Source organism: Lysinibacillus sp. FSL K6-3209 (assembly GCF_037976175.1).
In the GTDB taxonomy this organism is placed as follows: domain Bacteria; phylum Bacillota; class Bacilli; order Bacillales_A; family Planococcaceae; genus Lysinibacillus; species Lysinibacillus sphaericus_D.
The window spans coordinates 4523155-4539349 of the sequence record NZ_CP150264.1 but is presented as its reverse complement, the minus strand read 5'-3'; the positions used below and the strand labels follow the sequence as shown (position 1 = coordinate 4539349).

Sequence of the window (16195 nt, the reverse complement as noted above, 5' to 3'; positions counted from 1 at the left end):
TTCACTAAAGAACACGAAATGGGTGTTCTTTTTTATTTATTGAGTAAAGTAGTTGCATCTGACGTAACGGTAGATTTTATACTGGAGGAAAGGGAGCTGAAAATATGTATTCAATCGGTCAATTTGCAAAGAAGACAGGGCTAACGGTACGGACTTTACGGTTTTATAGTGAAAAGGGATTGATAGAACCATGCTATATTTCAGAATCGGGGCATCGTTATTACAATGACGGTAACATAGAGACCCTTCAAAAAATCGTCACATTAAAATATTTAGATTATTCTTTGGAGGAGATAGATGATATTTTACAGAACGGGGAACAGCAGTTAATCGAATCATTAATGTTTCAAAAACGCCAATTAGAGAAGAAGCGAAATCAAATCGATCGGGTAATTACGAGCTTGGATCAGGCGATTAACATAGGAAAACAAAAAGAAGCCATTGATACATCCATTTTTTTAACGATGATATTTAACTTACTCAAAGAGGATGAGCAACGAGACTATTGGCGAGGTATGTTACCTGATGAGTTAATCGAGCGACTATATGACTTTTCCGGAATAAACATGATTGAATTTAATCGAAAATACATGGCTTTAGCTAATCAATTGAAGCAGGCATATATCCAACCGATTCAAGATGATTCTTTAAAAGCACTAATGGAGCAGCTATTATCATTAATTCCACAAGATATGGTAGAAGATTTAGTCGAAGTATTAAAGGAATATGAAGAGATTGAGCTTAATGATTGGTTATTCCCTACACCTTTTACAAAGGAAGAGGAAGAATGGTTTATTTCGCAGGCTGAACGACTAGGAGTGTATAGGGGGGAAGCTGATGAATAATTCAGTACGAGGCATTTGGCAGCTTGTGAATAGCAATCGATTATCAAAGAAACTGACGATAGGCACTCTTTTACTGAGTATTGTTGAAACACTTATTGGATTGACTGTTCCGTTATTTACGATGAGAATGATTAATGATTTTTCAACGCTTGGTTTCTCATGGCAGTCCATTTTATTAGTAGGTGTATTTCTTATTTTCCAGGCTGTACTTAGTGGTGTAACGTTTTATATGATGCGGAAGCTTGGGGAAAGAATTGTGGCTAATTTGCGTATGAAGGTATGGGCGCATGTTTTACGGTTACGTATTCCTTACTTTGATGCACATGAATCTGGGGAAACCATGAGCAGAATTACGCAAGATACGAATGTTATTAAGGAACTTATTACAGATCATTTAATTAGTTTTATTTCGGGCTTATTTGCCATCGTGGGTGCGGTAATCATATTAATCATCATTGATTGGAAAATGACATTATTGATGCTAATATCAGTGCCGGTAGCCATTTTATTGACCTTGCCTCTGGGACAACGTATTCATAAAATCGCGAGGGCAAATCAAGATGAGCTTGCTAGTTTTACAGGACAGTTGGGGCGTGTATTAACGAATATACGACTCGTGAAAACGTCGCAAACAGAAAATTATGAGCAGCTAAATGGAGAAGAAAAAATCCAACATTTGTATCAATTTGGATTAAAAGAATCAAAAATTTTAGCCGTGTTATCACCCATTATGACGTTTATTATGATGGTGGTACTCATTTTATTATTCGGCTATGGCGGCGCAAAAGTAGCAACAGGTGCGATTACTGCAGGTGAACTTGTAGCGATCATTATTTACCTTGTTCAAATCATTATTCCATTTACACAAATGGCAACATTTTTCACTTCGCTTCAAAAGGCAATGGGTGCGACAGAACGATTACAAGAAATTTTAAATGAACCAATTGAAGGACATGGAAAAAATGCTATTGCGTCTTCCAATGAGTCAATTACTTTTGAAAATGTTGTGTTTCAATACAATGATAATCCAATTTTAAAAGGTATTTCTTTTACGATTCCAGCAGGCAAAACAACCGCATTGGTTAGTGCCAGTGGCGGAGGGAAAACAACCATGTTTTCATTAATAGAACAATTTTATCATGTTACAGAGGGTACTATTCGATTTGGAAAACAGCCAATTGAACAAATCCATTTAAAGGAGTGGCGTAGCTTATTTGGATATGTATCGCAAGAAGCTCCGCTGATGAATGGCACAATTCGCGATAATGTAACATATGGAAAAGCTGATGTTTTAGAAACAGATATTATAGAGGCATTAAAAAATGCCTACGCATGGGATTTTGTGCAACAGTTTGAAAAGGGATTAGATACTGAAGTAGGCGAAGGGGGAATTAAATTATCAGGGGGACAAAGACAACGGATAGCAATCGCACGTGCTTTATTCCGAAATCCTGCCATACTATTATTAGATGAAGCAACATCTAACCTTGATAATGACTCAGAGCGAGCGGTACAAAAGGCAATTGAGTATGTTATGAAAGGACGTACAACCGTTATTATTGCACACCGTTTATCTACAATTGTACATGCCGATCAAATTTTAGTGTTTGAGGATGGCCTCATTACGGGTTCTGGAAAACATGAGGAACTTCAAGAACATCATACGTATTATAAACAGCTAATTAAATTAATGACAAAGTAAAAGATTGAATTCTTGGTTAGACATATTCAGAGAAAAATGAATATGTCTTTTTTTATTTTATAAGGTATTAATAGTTATATATAGGATTAAATATCTGTTTGACTGGAACTTATATAACATATTCTAGTTACTGAATAACTAGAAACAGATTATAAAAATGCGGAAAAAGGTATAAGAAAAAAATGTTAAAAAAACCTTAATATGTAATATAATTATTTGGTGGGAACTTATAGTATTTATAAAATTATCGGAGGTATTTTCATGTCAGACAAAAGTTTTGTAGCAACAATATTACTTTGCTTCTTTTTAGGTAGTTTAGGTGTTCACCGTTTTTATGTAGGTAAAATAGGTACAGGGATACTAATGTTTATTACATTAGGCGGTTTAGGTATTTGGACACTAGTAGACTTAATTATGATTATCGTTGGTAAATTTACTGATAAAGACGGCAACCTTGTTAAATCTAATTAATTAAGCATAAGAAGTAGAATAGTGAATAAAAAACAATGAGTTCGTACATACATTTTACGCTTGTTGCTTTTATTTATAGCAATACATTAAAAGAAGGGAGACTTTACAATGTCTACCCTTCTTAATTGTTTCATACAGTTAGTGTTCTATTGTAATTAATAGTAATAATAGCTATCATTCATCATTTCTGTTGCAAAACCTATTACAAATGAAATAATTGCTACAATAATTGAAAGAGCTAGACCAATTACCGCGAATATCAAAGCTGATTTTGCTGCTTTTGGCTGTGTATCTTTCCATGCAAAATAGATAATAAAACCAAGTAGAGGGAAACAGCATAAGCTGAGTACATTAATCCAAATGTTTGGTGCATCTTCTTTTGCTACAGTCTTTTGTTTGTGAAATGTTAATACGTTAACACCACAATGTATACAAATTTCGGCATTGTCATCAATGCTAGAACCACAATTAGGACAAAACATCGTAAAACCCCCTACATATTAAAAAAATTCCCATTTGCCAACTTGCTTCCCTTGTTGTTTTTTATTTGCAATCAGGACAGCATCGATCACGTTAATAGGTGTAATAATAAAAGAAGATAATCCTAAGGTTATCAATGTTAATATAAAAGAAACAACTAACATAACTAACCCTTTAAAAATTTGTCCCATTATTATTTGTCCTAATCCAACGAGGAAAAAGCTTAGAATCCCTATAATCGCAGGATGATAAGATTCTGCTCCTCGCGTTTTCTTAATTTCTCTTAGCATAGAGCCGCAAGCAATACACATGGCTTGATTACAATCTACCTTAGAGCCACATGAGTGACAGAAGTTTTTAGTGACGTAAGGTCGTACACCACATTTCGTGCAAATTTCCGTTAACGCAGCAATAGGTTCACTACAATACATAACTATGCCCTCGTGCTATTGACTTGCTAATCCAATAATGAACATTACGATATAGAATAATACGATAACTCCTATGCTAATGAAGAAGAATGTTAAAGCGGATTTAGCCGCAACTGGTTTTTCATTTTTCCAAATAAAATACATAATTAATCCAACAAGTGGTACACAGCAAAGTGTAATAATGTTAATACCCCAGTTTGGTTTGTCATCCCCAACTGCATTTTTTACTCGGACACCACAGTGAATACAAATTTCGGCGTGTTCTGAAATTTGCTCGCCACAGTTTCTACAAAACATAATAGTACCTCCAATAATTTATTGTAGATTTCTTCCAACATTTTGACCCAATAAAAAAAATTGGTAACCCATAATGTAGAAAATATATATAATACCGATACCACCCGATAAACCAGTAAGGAACCGTCTATTATTAGTACTTGTCCATTTACCAAATAATTGTCCAAAACCATCAATAGCCATTGGTAAAATTAGTAATATGATAATCCGCAAATCTATTAAACCTAAAAGTATCACTAACATGATGGATAAGAGATATCCTACCGCCATCCCAGTACATCTTGCACATAAAGGGAACTTTTTACCTTTATAATGGAATGAGCGGTCTGGTCTTTGATGGCAAAAGAAAAAAACTTGCAATAAAAAATTAATATTTTTTGCCATTTTTGTAAGCTCCTTTATTATTCTAGCGTATAGTATATAACAAAAATGGAAACTAGTGAATACAATACATAATTTTAGTTTTATTGTAATGTAAGGTAAAATAATACATAGTAATTTTTTGCGAAATTATAGATGTTTGAAAGAAGTTTTTAGCTATTCTGAAATGTAATATGCCATTTGATTTAGAGCTGTTGAAAAGAAATTTAATTTTCCCATGAATCTAAAAAGGCAATTAAACAGGTTATTGAGAACCATATTATAAATAAGTAATATTATGTATAATTGTACTTAGTTAAAAGGGGGAAAATTATGGCACACTCTGAAAGTATAAAAATATCTGCTCACCCTAATCTTTATAATGGAAAAAATGGAAGAGAACTAAGGATAGATTTTTCTTTACCTACACAAGGCACCAATAACGAAACTGGTATTGTCGTTTTTGTTCCTGGATTTGGAGGGAATGTTGATTCTAAAGTATATAAAAAGATGCGTGAAACCTTTGCTGATCAATATAATTTAATTACAATGCAATGTGATTATTTCGGAAACAGATTTATGCAAGGTGCAAAAAATATTTCTATAGATCAATCCAAAGTTAAAGAAATACTTAGTATAGATGAGTTAGCATTAGTAGCTGACAAAAAAGCTACAATACTAGAATTAATAACAAATAAAGAACTAACTATCCAAGTTGCAGAGGATTTACAAGAAGACCTAGATGAATTTAATGATATGGGCTTTATGCAAGCTATAGATATTATAACTGCCATTGAAGCTTTAAAAATTATCTTAGTTGATAATAAAATTGAATTTGATACTAAACGATTAATTGGATATGGACATTCTCACGGAGCATTTTTATTGCATTTGTGCAATAAAATGTATGAACCGTTTTCTTTTATTATAGATAACAGTGCTTGGATAGAACCATTATACTTACATGAGAATAGACAGTTATTTAATAGATTTGAAAACTCGAAATTATTAATTGAATTTGATTACATTGCAAAAGACATTATAAAAAACAAAGATAATCTCAATTTATTTGAAATCTATAAAGGCTTTGAAAATAAAGCGCAAATTCTAACATTCCAAGGAACAGAGGATAATTTAGTAGATTATCAAGAAAAGATAAAATTAATGAACAATATAAGTAATGCTGAATACATATTAATAACTGAATCTGATGTTGATAATATTAAGTATAAATCACATAAACATGGATTAGATGCAGACTTTTTAGAGCTATTCAACTATGCGTTGAGTTTTGAAAAAAAAGCTAGTGATGAATTAATAGAAAAAAGAAAGAATTTCGCAATTGGGGATTTAGAATTTATTTTAGACACTAGTCACGGGCTACCAATTTTTAGTATCAATTAAAATGTGTTTTGGGATACAAAAATATATAAAAAACTAGAATGCTTTGAATAGTAAAAGATATTAATAATAATTTATCCCTTAACTACAGCTTATCCTCAATAATGAAGAAATAAAAAAGTGTTAGATTGACGCTGTCAATCTAACACTTTTTCAGTTGTCGGAAACTTCTTATTGAGCAGTTAATCCGCCGTCGATAATGAATTCTGAACCTGTTGAATAGCTAGATTCATCAGAAGCTAAAAATAGCACCATATTAGATACTTCTTCTGGTTGTGCTACACGTTTTAATGGAATATGTTTAGAGAATTCTTCTACTGCAGCTTTTGTATCTTCTTGTACAACCATTGGCGTTGCGATGACGCCTGGGTGCACTGAATTTACGCGAATACCCATTGGAGCTAGATTAATTGCAGCTGCTTTTGTCATACCACGTACTGCGAATTTTGTATCTGTATATCCTACAGCACCAGCAACTAAACCGTTCATTGAAGAAATATTGACGATTGAACCGCCACCAGCTTTCATCATTGAAGCTGCTACCGCTTTCATACCTAAAAATACAGATACTTGGTTAATATCCACAATGCGTCGGTATTCTTCTAATGTCATATCAAGCATATTTTTCGCCATCGTAATACCGGCGTTGTTAACTAATACGTTTACTGGACCGAATTTTTCTTCTGCAGTTGCAATGACTGTAGCCCAATCTTCTTCAGAAGTAACATTTTGTTTAACGAAAATTGCATTTTCACCTAATTCAGTAGCGAATGCATGGCCTTTTTCTTCATTTAAATCTGTTAAAATAACTTTTGCACCTTGCTCTACGAATAATTTAGCATGTGCAGCACCCATACCTTGTGCAGCGCCTGTAATAATTGCTACTTTACCTGATAAACGACTCATATAAAAAGCCCCCTAAACGTCATTTTTAAAATGTGATAGTTAACTATCACTTTATACTTCCTAGTTAACAACTTTCTAGTTCGAATGTCAATTCAAACGACTACCCTATTATTGTGGTCGAATATAGGTTAAAAATACATCCTTTATCATCGCGAGTTGCTTGTCCGCTGAAAGGAATGAAGAGAGGTTCGTATCATGGGTTGTCAGGCTTGATTTAAATGTAAATAAACTAAAATTTTGTACCATCGTTATAATAAAAACATCTAAATCAATGTCGGTTCTTAATGAGCCATCTTGCTTGCCTTGCTCAGCTAATGCTAATAAAATGCTAGCTAATTTGCTTCGAGCAAATAAGTATTCCGCATATTGCTCCGTCGATTCAGCAGCTATTTTTTCATATAAATCAAAGGACTCAAAAAACTTTGCTAAACGTAGTTGTGGGTCCTTTGTGCCACTTATATAATAATCCAAAATTTGTTCAATTTTTATCAAGGCAGGAACCGTCTGCTCGACAATCCTCCCTATATCTGTTGCCATTTCATTCGTAATAGTATTGGAAGCTGCAATAACTAAATACTCTTTTTTAGGGAAATAACGGAATATTGTTGCAATCCCAACCCCAGCGGCATCTGCCACGTCTTGCATCTGTATGTTTTGAACGCCTTGCTCTAAAAATAAATCCTTGGCAATTTGGATAATATTTTGGCGACGTTGTTGTTTTTGTTGTTCTCGTTTACTCATTTTCGTCACTCCAACTGTTCTTCTTACATTAATTGTAGCATGTTTACTTGCTATCAACTTGTGCTCGCATTGCAGGAAACCAGTAACTAGTACGAAGGCTAAGCAAGAGCAGCTAATTCTACGTATTTCTTTATGCTTGTAGTAGTGTGGTTTGTACACAAAAATAAAAAAGTAAGCAATGAATGCATGGGTTGCTAAAATAGAAAAGAGGCTGGGACATAACTAAAAAAATTTAAGGAATAGAGGAAAGCTGTTCATAAATTTTTGCTATATGGAGACCTTAGCTATTCTTGCTTTTGCAATTAAAAAAATTAGAAGTGTTCACTAGTTGTTGGTAGCGAAGGCGGTGACTCCAGCGGGAACAGCACATAATGTTAGACGCAACAGACCGCGCGTAGCGAGGGTTGCGGCTTACGGTGTGCCCGCGGAAAGCACCGCTGTAGCGGACAACAACGGCATAGCAAAAAAGTGTTAGATTGATTGGGTTCAATCTAACACTTTTTCTCTTTTGTCCCAGCCTCTTTTTTCTAAATAAAAAACACCTCTAAGTGGCATCTTAGAAGTGTTTGCGATGTTAATTTATAAAAATAGAAAAGATGCTCAATCCATTGATAAAAATGTGAGCATGTGTTAAATTTATATAGATAGGCACTTTATGTTTAAAAGTGTATAATATCTCTATTTTAATTATAGAGTATTTTTTTTCATAAGTCAACCCATATACTTTAATTTTTAAGGAGTGAATGCGATGAAGTCGGAGTTTCAGCAAGAGCAACAACGTTTGGACATTGTTATGGAGACTATTTCAGAGCAATTGAGTAAGTTGGAGAAAGAAACTTTACAGCGTAAGAATGAAGTAGTAAATATTCGCAAACATTTTTGGGACGAAATTAAGGTCAATATGGATACCTTCGATGATTACCTTGAGACGATTATCGGCTTAAGACAAGAAACGCAAGCACTGTCTGTCAGTCAAAGCACACACAAACATGCTTCTAAAAGATTGTCTACACTGCGTCGGATGCAGAAAGTGCCTTACTTCGGTCGAATTGATTTTTTAGAAGAAGGTATGTCAGTGAAAGAACAAGTCTATATTGGTATTTCATCGCTTATGGATAAAAGCGGGGAGGATTTCCTTATTTACGATTGGAGATCACCTATTTCGAGTGTTTACTACGATTACATGCCAGGCCCTGCCCAGTACACGACACCGGAAGGCATTATTTACGGGGAATTAGAGAAAAAGTGGCAATACCTAATTCGTGAAGGGGCACTTCAATCCATGTTTGATACAAGTTTGACAATTGGAGATGAAATTTTACAGCAAGTGCTAGGGCAAGGTACAAACAAACATATGCAAAGTATAGTCGCCACGATTCAACAGGAGCAAAACCGAATTATCCGCCATGATCAAGGCAGGTTGCTTATTGTACATGGAGCAGCTGGCAGTGGGAAAACTTCAGCAGCTTTACAACGAATTGCTTATTTGCTTTATAAATACCGCGACAGACTGAATGCAGATCAAATTATCTTATTTTCACCTAATGCTATGTTTAACAGCTATGTCTCTAATGTATTGCCTGAACTGGGCGAAGAAAATATGCAGCAAGTAACGTTTCAGGAGTACCTACATCACCGACTAAGTAAAGAGTTCGATGTTGAAAATCCGTATGAACAATTGGAATATGTTTTAACTGAAGCCCATACGCCTACGCATAGTGTAAGAGTGGCGAACATTCGCTTCAAAGCATCTACGCGCTTTTTTGAAGTTATTAAAGCGTACAGAAAGTCGTTAGAGTTTAACGGCATGATATTCAAGGACATTCACTTCAGAGGACAACCGATACTTACTGCACAACAAATTGGGGAACAATTTTATCGTAACGACATGTCACTTAACTTCCATAATCGACTGGAAAAATTAACAGAATGGATTTTAAAGAAAGTAAAAGAAACCGAAAAAGTTGAATGGAAAAAGGAATGGGTGCAAGAAGAAATTGAGTTGCTCAGTAATGAAGAATACCATAAGGCACGCGTCTATTTAGCTAAAAAGCAAGGCTTTGTAAGAGAGACGATAGCCGATTATGAGATGGAGCCTCATAAACTCGCGCGATTGATTGTATCTAAGAAATTGAAGACATTGCGAAAACGGATTCGTGCGTTACAATTTATCGACATTAAGGAAATCTACAAGCAGTTGTTTATAGAACCTGAGCAAATAAAACAGTGGGTAGATGGTGAAACACCAGTAGAGTGGGAGGCTATTTGCCAAGTAACGCGAGAGATGCTAGATGAAGATAAATTATATTACGAAGATGCTACTCCGTTTTTATTGATGAAAGAATTGATTCAAGGTTTTCAAACGAATAGCGCAATCAAGCATATTCTTGTGGATGAGGCGCAGGACTATTCACCATTTCAATTCGAGTTTTTAAAACGCTTATTTCCTTTTGCGAGGATGACGGTGCTAGGGGATTTTAATCAGGCAATCTTCGCACATGCTAGCGAAATGATTGATTTTAATATTCTAAGTAGCCTATATGGACCTGATGAAACAGAAGTCATTACGATGACGCGTAGTTATCGCTCGACAAAACCGATTATCGAGTTTACACGTAAACTAGTGCCGAATGGCGAACGCATTATGCCGTTTGAACGAGATGGCGCATTACCTGTGCTAACACAATTATCGGATCGTGCAGCTTTACATCATGCTATTACAACGAAAGTCGAAGCTTTGCGAAAAGACGGCTATAATAGTATCGCCATTATCTGCAAAACTGCTGAGGAAAGCAAACATGCATATGAAGCTTTATCCAATATTGAGGATGTGAAGCTTATAAAAAATGGCTCACCGGAGTACGAACAAGGTGTCGTCATTATTCCATCCTATTTATCCAAAGGAATCGAATTTGAAGCGGTTATCATCTATGATGCATCTGAGCACATATATGGTGATGACAGTTTATGTAGAGTTTTCTACACTGCCTGCACGAGAGCCATGCATTATTTGCAACTATATAGCGTAGGAGAACCGAGCCCACTTTTACGCAATGCTATACATGAAAATTGAGGTGCCAGTCACTCAAACAATTTGCCTTCCAAGACGCACAGGATGTAAGCCGCAACAATTGTAAGTTGCGGCTTACGTTGTGCCTGCGGAAAGGGCGTGGGTTTTTATGGAATAGTGGATTTCATCATTATTCAATTTGCTGTGTAAAAGCTTAACACCAAACAATTATTTCATGCGGTGTCGTTTGGGCGGGAATGCTTCTTGTCGTAGGTCCATAGACAACAATAAGGGTGCGATTTGCAGGGCTTTTTGAAAACGGTTGCCCATTTTTAAGTAAAATTGGCGTGTAGGGAGCAATATTTAATTGTAATTGCCCATCACTACTCAACAATTGCGAATTAAAAAAGTCGACTTTTACATTTTGATAGCTGTTTTCTTTTGCAACGATTAGTGCTTGATATTGGGGAGGATAAATCATTGGGGCAGGTGCATTCCCATCATAATACCCAACAATGCGATCCCCGCGGCTCACAATTTCTTGATTTACAAAGTAAGTAGAAGGTGAAATAACAAAATTAACGATGCCACCAGCACCGTCTTCTACAGTCATTAAAGTATAACAACCATTTTCCCCATTCTGTCCGACAGCAAAATCATTTATCTGTGTAACGATACCTTGAAAAAATTTAAAATTGACCATAGCCATTCCTTTCTTAAAAAAGTATAAGCGATTACGGAAGGCAACTTCACTTCCTGTAGGAAATTCAACATCCCTTCATACAGTGTCATTGTAATCTATGTAACAAGCCTATTAGGGGTGACTCAAAATATGTCGCTTTATTTTTTTATACAAAGGAATAATATATTTTTTACTTAAATCACTATATACTTATCTAGAACTAAAACGTAATTTTTCTAAGGAGGGGAGCCTTTTGAATTGGATTTCTAAAAATAAGAAACCCTTTTTAGCATTCATCGTTATTCTTATTATTATTGCGGGTCTGCTCGATATTAAATATGAAGGACTATTCTTTCAAATGTTACCTAAAACTGTTCAAGACTTTTTAGCTAACTTGTTTTAAATACAAGTTTTATTAAACGTCTAGAAAAGCAAAAGGGACTGACCCCGATATATAAGACAGTAATCAAAAAAGCATCACTCAACCAGTTGTCGGTATTGAACCGGCGACTGGTTGTTTAGTTTCGTTTGAATTCGGTTATTGTTATAATAGTTTATATAGTCTTTGACAGTTTGTTCTACGATGGCCGTCGTAGTACTGTTCAAATTGTCTAAGTAGAATGTTTCAGACTTTAACACAGAATGAAACGATTCGATTGGGGCATTATCAGCGGGCGTACCTTTACGGGACATGCTCATGGTAATGCCTTTTGCTTTTACGGCCTGTTGATAATCATACGATGTGTATACCGCCCCTTGGTCACTGTGCAACGTACACCCTTCGGGCAAATGGTGAAGTTGAGCTAATGTATCCAGCACAAAATCAGTATCTTGACAGTCTCCAATCGAATAGGCAATAATTTCACCATTATATAAATCTTGAATACTTGAAAGATACAACTGTTTTTGACCAAATGGCAAGTAAGTAATATCAGTTACGAGCTTCTGTAACGGTGCTGTGGCTTCAAAATCGCGATTTAATAAATTTGCTGCGATTGCATATGGTTGTCCTGTTCGTTTCCGTTTTTTCACTTTCACGCGACATTGCCAACCATATTTTTGCATGATACGTTGAACAACTTTATGATTGACGCACATTTCTTGACGTAAGAGTGCTGTAATTTTTCTGTAGCCATAGCGAAATTTATTTGCACGACAGAGTTCACCGATACGTCTCTCTATTGCTTGACGAGACCTTGCATCGGTAGATGCCTGTTTCCAACGATAGTAGGTAGATCGTGCAATCCCAAAGTGTTTACAAATGTCCTTTACAGACATCATGCTTCTTAGTGACGCAACTAACTGTACAGCTACTTCTCCAACCACTTCCTCTCCAACTCTGCGTACTTTTTTAGCACCTCAATTTGTTGCTTTAAATAACGGTTTTCCAATGCTAATTTCGTTTGTTCATTGTCCGGTTCAGGACCTTTATTAAAGATATATTGTTTGCCTACAGGTTGTTTCAAACGATTGACTTCACCATTTCTATACCAACGCACCCATGTTTCGACCTGTGTTTTATGGCGTATATTTAATTCCAATAGAATCTGTTTGACAGGTACCCCCGCTAATCGCATCTCAATCGCTTTCATTTTTACTTCATATGGATAACTCACTCTTGTTCCCATAGAAAAAACACCTCCAAATTGAAATTTAAGTATCTATACCCGAATTTCAATCGAAGATGCTTTTTTTATTTGTCTTTACCTATTGGGGTCAGTTCCAAAGTACAGACTGTGCTTTTTTTGCATAAATGAATTCATGTATAAATAAAAGTCCATCAGCCTGGCCAAACTTTAAGATGAAAAGTAATCGCGCAGTTCGATTCCTTTTCAATAAAAATCAATGGAGGATGGCTATGTCAAATATAAGCACAAATCGTAACAATGCAAAAGCCAAGGACAAGTTCAGTGCGAAAAAACAAGAAGTCAATCAAAATGGTAAGAAGCTCTATCAAGGAGAGTTTGGCTCTGAGTTTGATTTTGATGGGGCTATAGCACAAGCAAATAACTTTCCTGAAGCACAAGGGGAAAATGCCGCACGACAACCCGTAAGCGAACGGACTGCATGGCACTAGTTTGTATTTGACAACTATTCAATACATTGAGTTAAAGGACTAAGGCGTCTATACCTTAGTCCTTTTTAAAAGAATGAGCTTATTATTTTAGTGTTGATGGAATTTTAATTGAGATTGTTGTTCCTATGCCGATACTCGAATCGATCGTTATGCCATAATCAGGTCCATAATAGAGTTTAATGCGCTGATCAACATTTTTAATGCCAACGCCACCAAGTTTTGTGCGCTTTTCACTTGGGTTCTTGCTTAATTGATTGACGTCGAAGCCTTGTCCGTTGTCTTGGACGCTAAGCTCTACATCACTACCAGTAAGTTTTGCACTAATATAAATATGACCAATATGAGAAGAACTTCGAATTCCATGATATAAAGCATTTTCTACGAGGGGCTGTAAAAGGATTTTAGGCATTTGTACATTGCGTATGGCTGGTTCACAGACAATCGTGTAATTTAAGTTCTCCCCGTAACGTTCTTTTTGGATAAATAAATATTGACGAACATGATCTAATTCATTTTCTACGGTTGTCAGTTCATTTCCACCACTTAGTGAAAGTCGGAAAAATTGAGCGAGTGCTTTTGTCATTTCTATCACTTTCTCACTATCATTAAACTCAGCCATCCACACAATTGTATCTAATGTATTGTATAAAAAATGCGGATTAATTTGACTGTGGAGCGCACTAATTTCTGTCGCTCTTAAGTGCTTCTCTTTTTCAGTAATTTCTTGCATTAATTTTTCAATTTGGACAATCATACTATTGAAATGTTTTGCTAAACTTTGTGCCTCATAACATCCTTTGGCATCAATAGGCACCTCTTTTAAGCCATATTCGATAGTTTGCATAGCTTTTTCTAAACGTTGGAATGGTTTCGTAATGCGTCCAGCGAATAATGCAACACTAACAGCAGCAATAATAAAGAGAACAGTTCCTACTAACAGAAAGATTTCGAGCAATTGCCTTTTAATCATTAACAATCCATCTTGTGAAGAGACACCAACAAACGTCCAGTCTGCATTCATTAACTTATAGGTGTGCGTTAACGTATTTTTTTCTTTATCATAGCCTGCTTGATTGGCGATTATTTGCTGTAATTGTTGTTGTTTCATGGAGTCTGCAAAATACGCTGTATCCCTGTGATAAACAACTTCGCCTTGATCATTGATAATGAAAGAAAAGCCATTCTTCCCTAAATCTAAATTAGCTAAAAAGTCTTCAATCACTTTATACTGGATATCGATAAGCAATACGCCAATATTTTGCCCTTCATTATTTTTTATTTCGCGACTAATCGAGATAACCCAGTTGTCTTTATCCATTGAAAAATGCTGCATCCGTGCAGAGGTTAAAACGGGCTTGCTACCGTTATTAACAGCTGCCATATACCATTGTTCCTTCATCATATTGCTCGACATACTCATAATTAACCCTTTTTCATTGGAAAGTACTTGCCCATCTTTACTCACAATAACGACCGATTGAATAAATGGATCGGTTGTCATCGTTGTCCGAATCAGCGACAGTAAATTTTGCTTCATAGCGGGATCGCGCTCTGTACTTGAAAAATAGGATACAAGCTGAGGGTTTTCAGCAAGTAAAGCAGACACCGCTTTTAGGCGCTCAATATAAAGGTCAATATACATACCGCTCTTTTCTACTGCTGTTTTCGTACTAGAGGTTGCTTCACTCAATACAACAGAGGAAATACTATAATATAAAATGCCGCCCATTAATAACAAAATAACGCCACTTGCTTTTAAATAGTGAAGGGCTATTTGCATGCGTAAAGTTTTCAGCATATTGGACTTCTTCATTACTATTCCCTCATTTTTTCTCTAAACTGATTCGGAGAAACATCAAATTTCCTTTTAAATGTGGCACTGAAATAATTAGGGTCGTCAAAGCCGACAGCTGCTGCTACTTCATATACTTTCATATCAGTGCTAAGTAAAAAAATTTTCGCTCGGTCTAAGCGAATAGAGAGCATATAATCTTGAAAGTTTTTGCCGTACAGGCTCTTAAACAAGCTACTCAAATAAGAATTACTTAGCGCCAGTTGTTTTGCTAAGTAGCTTAAAGAGAAATCGACATTGGCAATATTGCGGTCAATTTCCTTTTGGATTTTGGCTTTATAACCCGTATCATCATGTACTTTTGTGTCGTTTAATATTCCTTCGACAAGCCGCGATATTTCATGCTGGCTTTGTGTTGCTTGCCGTTTTTCAATCAGATTTTTTAATGTTTCTTGAATATCTTTTTTAGAGACTGGTTTTAGAACATAGTCATCAATGCCAGCCTTTAACGCTGTTACAGCATAATCAAAATAGTCATAGCCTGTAATAATAGCAATTTTTACATCTGGTTTTAGTGCCTTTGCCGCAATGGCAAAATCAAGACCGTTCATTTTCGGCATATTGATGTCCGCTAATATAAGGTCAGGGCTATGTTTTTTGAAAATTTCAAGTGCGGCTTCACCATTTGAAGCCTCAAGTACCGTTGTAATAGAAAGCTCCTCGAAATGAACAAATGAGCGAATTCCTTTAATGATAATAGCTTCGTCATCGACGACCAATAATGTATACATGACATCACCTCTTTAAAAACATTCATAAAAAAAGAGCTATTCCTTCATTCATTGACAACTAAGCATGCATGCGATGTGGATGGGCACCTATTATGCGAAAAATCTACTGTGTTTTCTGCGGGCACGACGTAAGCCGCAACATTCGTCGCTAACCGCGCGAGCCTGTTGCGGCTTATGTTTTTGTGCATTCCGAAAGTCTACGTGGATTT

General features: G+C 35.7%; 17 protein-coding genes. 7 read left to right on the top strand and 10 right to left on the bottom strand.

Features of this window, described 5'->3' with window-relative positions:
• Positions 1-104: 104 nt before the first annotated feature.
• The 3 genes from MHH88_RS22150 to MHH88_RS22140 all read left to right on the top strand — a co-directional run bounded on the left by MHH88_RS22150 (position 105) and on the right by MHH88_RS22140 (position 3018).
• Positions 105-845, top strand: coding sequence for a MerR family transcriptional regulator (locus tag MHH88_RS22150; RefSeq protein ID WP_339260728.1), 741 nt, complete (start codon positions 105-107; stop codon positions 843-845).
• On the top strand, positions 838-2547 hold the full coding sequence (locus MHH88_RS22145) for an ABC transporter ATP-binding protein (protein WP_339260727.1): 1710 nt from the start codon (positions 838-840) through the stop codon (positions 2545-2547). Before MHH88_RS22150 ends, MHH88_RS22145 begins: the two co-directional genes overlap by 8 nt.
• 261 nt (positions 2548-2808) lie before the next feature.
• Positions 2809-3018, top strand: coding sequence for a TM2 domain-containing protein (locus MHH88_RS22140; protein ID WP_069514101.1), 210 nt, complete (start codon positions 2809-2811; stop codon positions 3016-3018).
• 155 nt (positions 3019-3173) lie between these two features.
• Here the strand turns inward: MHH88_RS22140 and MHH88_RS22135 are convergent, their stop codons facing one another.
• The 4 genes from MHH88_RS22135 to MHH88_RS22120 are packed head-to-tail and all read right to left on the bottom strand — an operon-like array spanning position 3174 to position 4610.
• Positions 3174-3500 carry a zinc ribbon domain-containing protein gene (locus MHH88_RS22135; protein ID WP_069514104.1) on the bottom strand — a complete coding sequence of 109 codons (327 nt, stop codon included), beginning with the start codon at positions 3498-3500 and terminating at the stop codon, positions 3174-3176.
• 18 nt (positions 3501-3518) lie between these two features.
• Positions 3519-3929 (bottom strand): zinc ribbon domain-containing protein, encoded by a 411-nt coding sequence (locus MHH88_RS22130; RefSeq protein WP_339260724.1) that lies wholly within the window; start codon positions 3927-3929, stop codon positions 3519-3521.
• 15 nt (positions 3930-3944) lie between these two features.
• Positions 3945-4226 carry a zinc ribbon domain-containing protein gene (locus MHH88_RS22125; RefSeq protein ID WP_069514109.1) on the bottom strand — a complete coding sequence of 94 codons (282 nt, stop codon included), beginning with the start codon at positions 4224-4226 and terminating at the stop codon, positions 3945-3947.
• Positions 4227-4244: 18 nt separating this feature from the next.
• A complete protein-coding gene (locus MHH88_RS22120) occupies positions 4245-4610 on the bottom strand; it encodes a DUF2085 domain-containing protein (RefSeq protein WP_069514112.1) in 366 nt (121 codons plus the stop codon).
• A 309-nt stretch (positions 4611-4919) separates the two neighbouring features.
• On the opposite strand from MHH88_RS22120, the gene MHH88_RS22115 reads away from it, so the two are divergent.
• On the top strand, positions 4920-5990 hold the full coding sequence (locus MHH88_RS22115) for a DUF2920 family protein (RefSeq protein ID WP_339260721.1): 1071 nt from the start codon (positions 4920-4922) through the stop codon (positions 5988-5990).
• Between the two features lie 168 nt (positions 5991-6158).
• Here the strand turns inward: MHH88_RS22115 and MHH88_RS22110 are convergent, their stop codons facing one another.
• The gene (locus tag MHH88_RS22110) at positions 6159-6893 is read right to left on the bottom strand and encodes a glucose 1-dehydrogenase (RefSeq protein ID WP_339260719.1); all 735 of its coding nucleotides are present in this window, start codon (positions 6891-6893) and stop codon (positions 6159-6161) included.
• A gap of 108 nt (positions 6894-7001) precedes the next feature.
• Positions 7002-7634, bottom strand: coding sequence for a TetR/AcrR family transcriptional regulator (locus tag MHH88_RS22105; RefSeq protein ID WP_339260717.1), 633 nt, complete (start codon positions 7632-7634; stop codon positions 7002-7004).
• A gap of 748 nt (positions 7635-8382) precedes the next feature.
• On the opposite strand from MHH88_RS22105, the gene helD reads away from it, so the two are divergent.
• Positions 8383-10707: an RNA polymerase recycling motor HelD gene (gene helD / locus MHH88_RS22100; protein WP_339260715.1), complete on the top strand. Its 2325-nt coding sequence runs from the start codon at positions 8383-8385 to the stop codon at positions 10705-10707.
• 151 nt (positions 10708-10858) lie between these two features.
• Here helD and MHH88_RS22095 read toward each other — a convergent pair whose 3' ends face one another.
• Entirely contained in the window at positions 10859-11347 is a 489-nt protein-coding gene (locus tag MHH88_RS22095; RefSeq protein ID WP_339260713.1) for a hypothetical protein, read from the bottom strand.
• A gap of 232 nt (positions 11348-11579) precedes the next feature.
• Here MHH88_RS22095 and MHH88_RS22090 point away from each other — a divergent pair, with 232 nt between their 5' ends.
• Positions 11580-11729, top strand: a complete 150-nt coding sequence (locus MHH88_RS22090) for a hypothetical protein (protein WP_235617058.1) — start codon at positions 11580-11582, stop codon at positions 11727-11729.
• Positions 11730-11803: 74 nt separating this feature from the next.
• Here the strand turns inward: MHH88_RS22090 and MHH88_RS22085 are convergent.
• A protein-coding gene (locus MHH88_RS22085; RefSeq protein ID WP_339259661.1) for an IS3 family transposase occupies positions 11804-12954 on the bottom strand; the annotation gives its coding sequence in 2 pieces (ribosomal slippage) (positions 11804-12681 and positions 12681-12954; 1152 coding nt in all).
• Between the two features lie 230 nt (positions 12955-13184).
• Here MHH88_RS22085 and MHH88_RS22080 point away from each other — a divergent pair.
• Positions 13185-13403 carry a hypothetical protein gene (locus tag MHH88_RS22080; protein WP_339260709.1) on the top strand — a complete coding sequence of 73 codons (219 nt, stop codon included), beginning with the start codon at positions 13185-13187 and terminating at the stop codon, positions 13401-13403.
• 82 nt (positions 13404-13485) lie between these two features.
• Here the strand turns inward: MHH88_RS22080 and MHH88_RS22075 are convergent, their stop codons facing one another.
• Positions 13486-15216, bottom strand: coding sequence for a sensor histidine kinase (locus MHH88_RS22075; protein ID WP_339260707.1), 1731 nt, complete (start codon positions 15214-15216; stop codon positions 13486-13488).
• 2 nt (positions 15217-15218) lie between these two features.
• Positions 15219-15986 (bottom strand): response regulator, encoded by a 768-nt coding sequence (locus tag MHH88_RS22070; RefSeq protein ID WP_069514136.1) that lies wholly within the window; start codon positions 15984-15986, stop codon positions 15219-15221.
• Positions 15987-16195 lie beyond the last annotated feature (209 nt).

Coding starts and splice junctions, on each gene's coding strand:
- MHH88_RS22120 (WP_069514112.1), bottom strand. CDS start 4,610: ATGGCAAAAAATATTAATTTTTTATTGCAAGTTTTTTTCTTTTGCCAT.
- MHH88_RS22070 (WP_069514136.1), bottom strand. CDS start 15,986: ATGTATACATTATTGGTCGTCGATGACGAAGCTATTATCATTAAAGGA.
- MHH88_RS22105 (WP_339260717.1), bottom strand. CDS start 7,634: ATGAGTAAACGAGAACAACAAAAACAACAACGTCGCCAAAATATTATC.
- MHH88_RS22145 (WP_339260727.1), top strand. CDS start 838: ATGAATAATTCAGTACGAGGCATTTGGCAGCTTGTGAATAGCAATCGA.
- MHH88_RS22075 (WP_339260707.1), bottom strand. CDS start 15,216: ATGAAGAAGTCCAATATGCTGAAAACTTTACGCATGCAAATAGCCCTT.
- MHH88_RS22095 (WP_339260713.1), bottom strand. CDS start 11,347: ATGGTCAATTTTAAATTTTTTCAAGGTATCGTTACACAGATAAATGAT.
- MHH88_RS22135 (WP_069514104.1), bottom strand. CDS start 3,500: ATGTTTTGTCCTAATTGTGGTTCTAGCATTGATGACAATGCCGAAATT.
- MHH88_RS22140 (WP_069514101.1), top strand. CDS start 2,809: ATGTCAGACAAAAGTTTTGTAGCAACAATATTACTTTGCTTCTTTTTA.
- helD (WP_339260715.1), top strand. CDS start 8,383: ATGAAGTCGGAGTTTCAGCAAGAGCAACAACGTTTGGACATTGTTATG.
- MHH88_RS22110 (WP_339260719.1), bottom strand. CDS start 6,893: ATGAGTCGTTTATCAGGTAAAGTAGCAATTATTACAGGCGCTGCACAA.
- MHH88_RS22150 (WP_339260728.1), top strand. CDS start 105: ATGTATTCAATCGGTCAATTTGCAAAGAAGACAGGGCTAACGGTACGG.
- MHH88_RS22080 (WP_339260709.1), top strand. CDS start 13,185: ATGTCAAATATAAGCACAAATCGTAACAATGCAAAAGCCAAGGACAAG.
- MHH88_RS22115 (WP_339260721.1), top strand. CDS start 4,920: ATGGCACACTCTGAAAGTATAAAAATATCTGCTCACCCTAATCTTTAT.
- MHH88_RS22130 (WP_339260724.1), bottom strand. CDS start 3,929: ATGTATTGTAGTGAACCTATTGCTGCGTTAACGGAAATTTGCACGAAA.
- MHH88_RS22125 (WP_069514109.1), bottom strand. CDS start 4,226: ATGTTTTGTAGAAACTGTGGCGAGCAAATTTCAGAACACGCCGAAATT.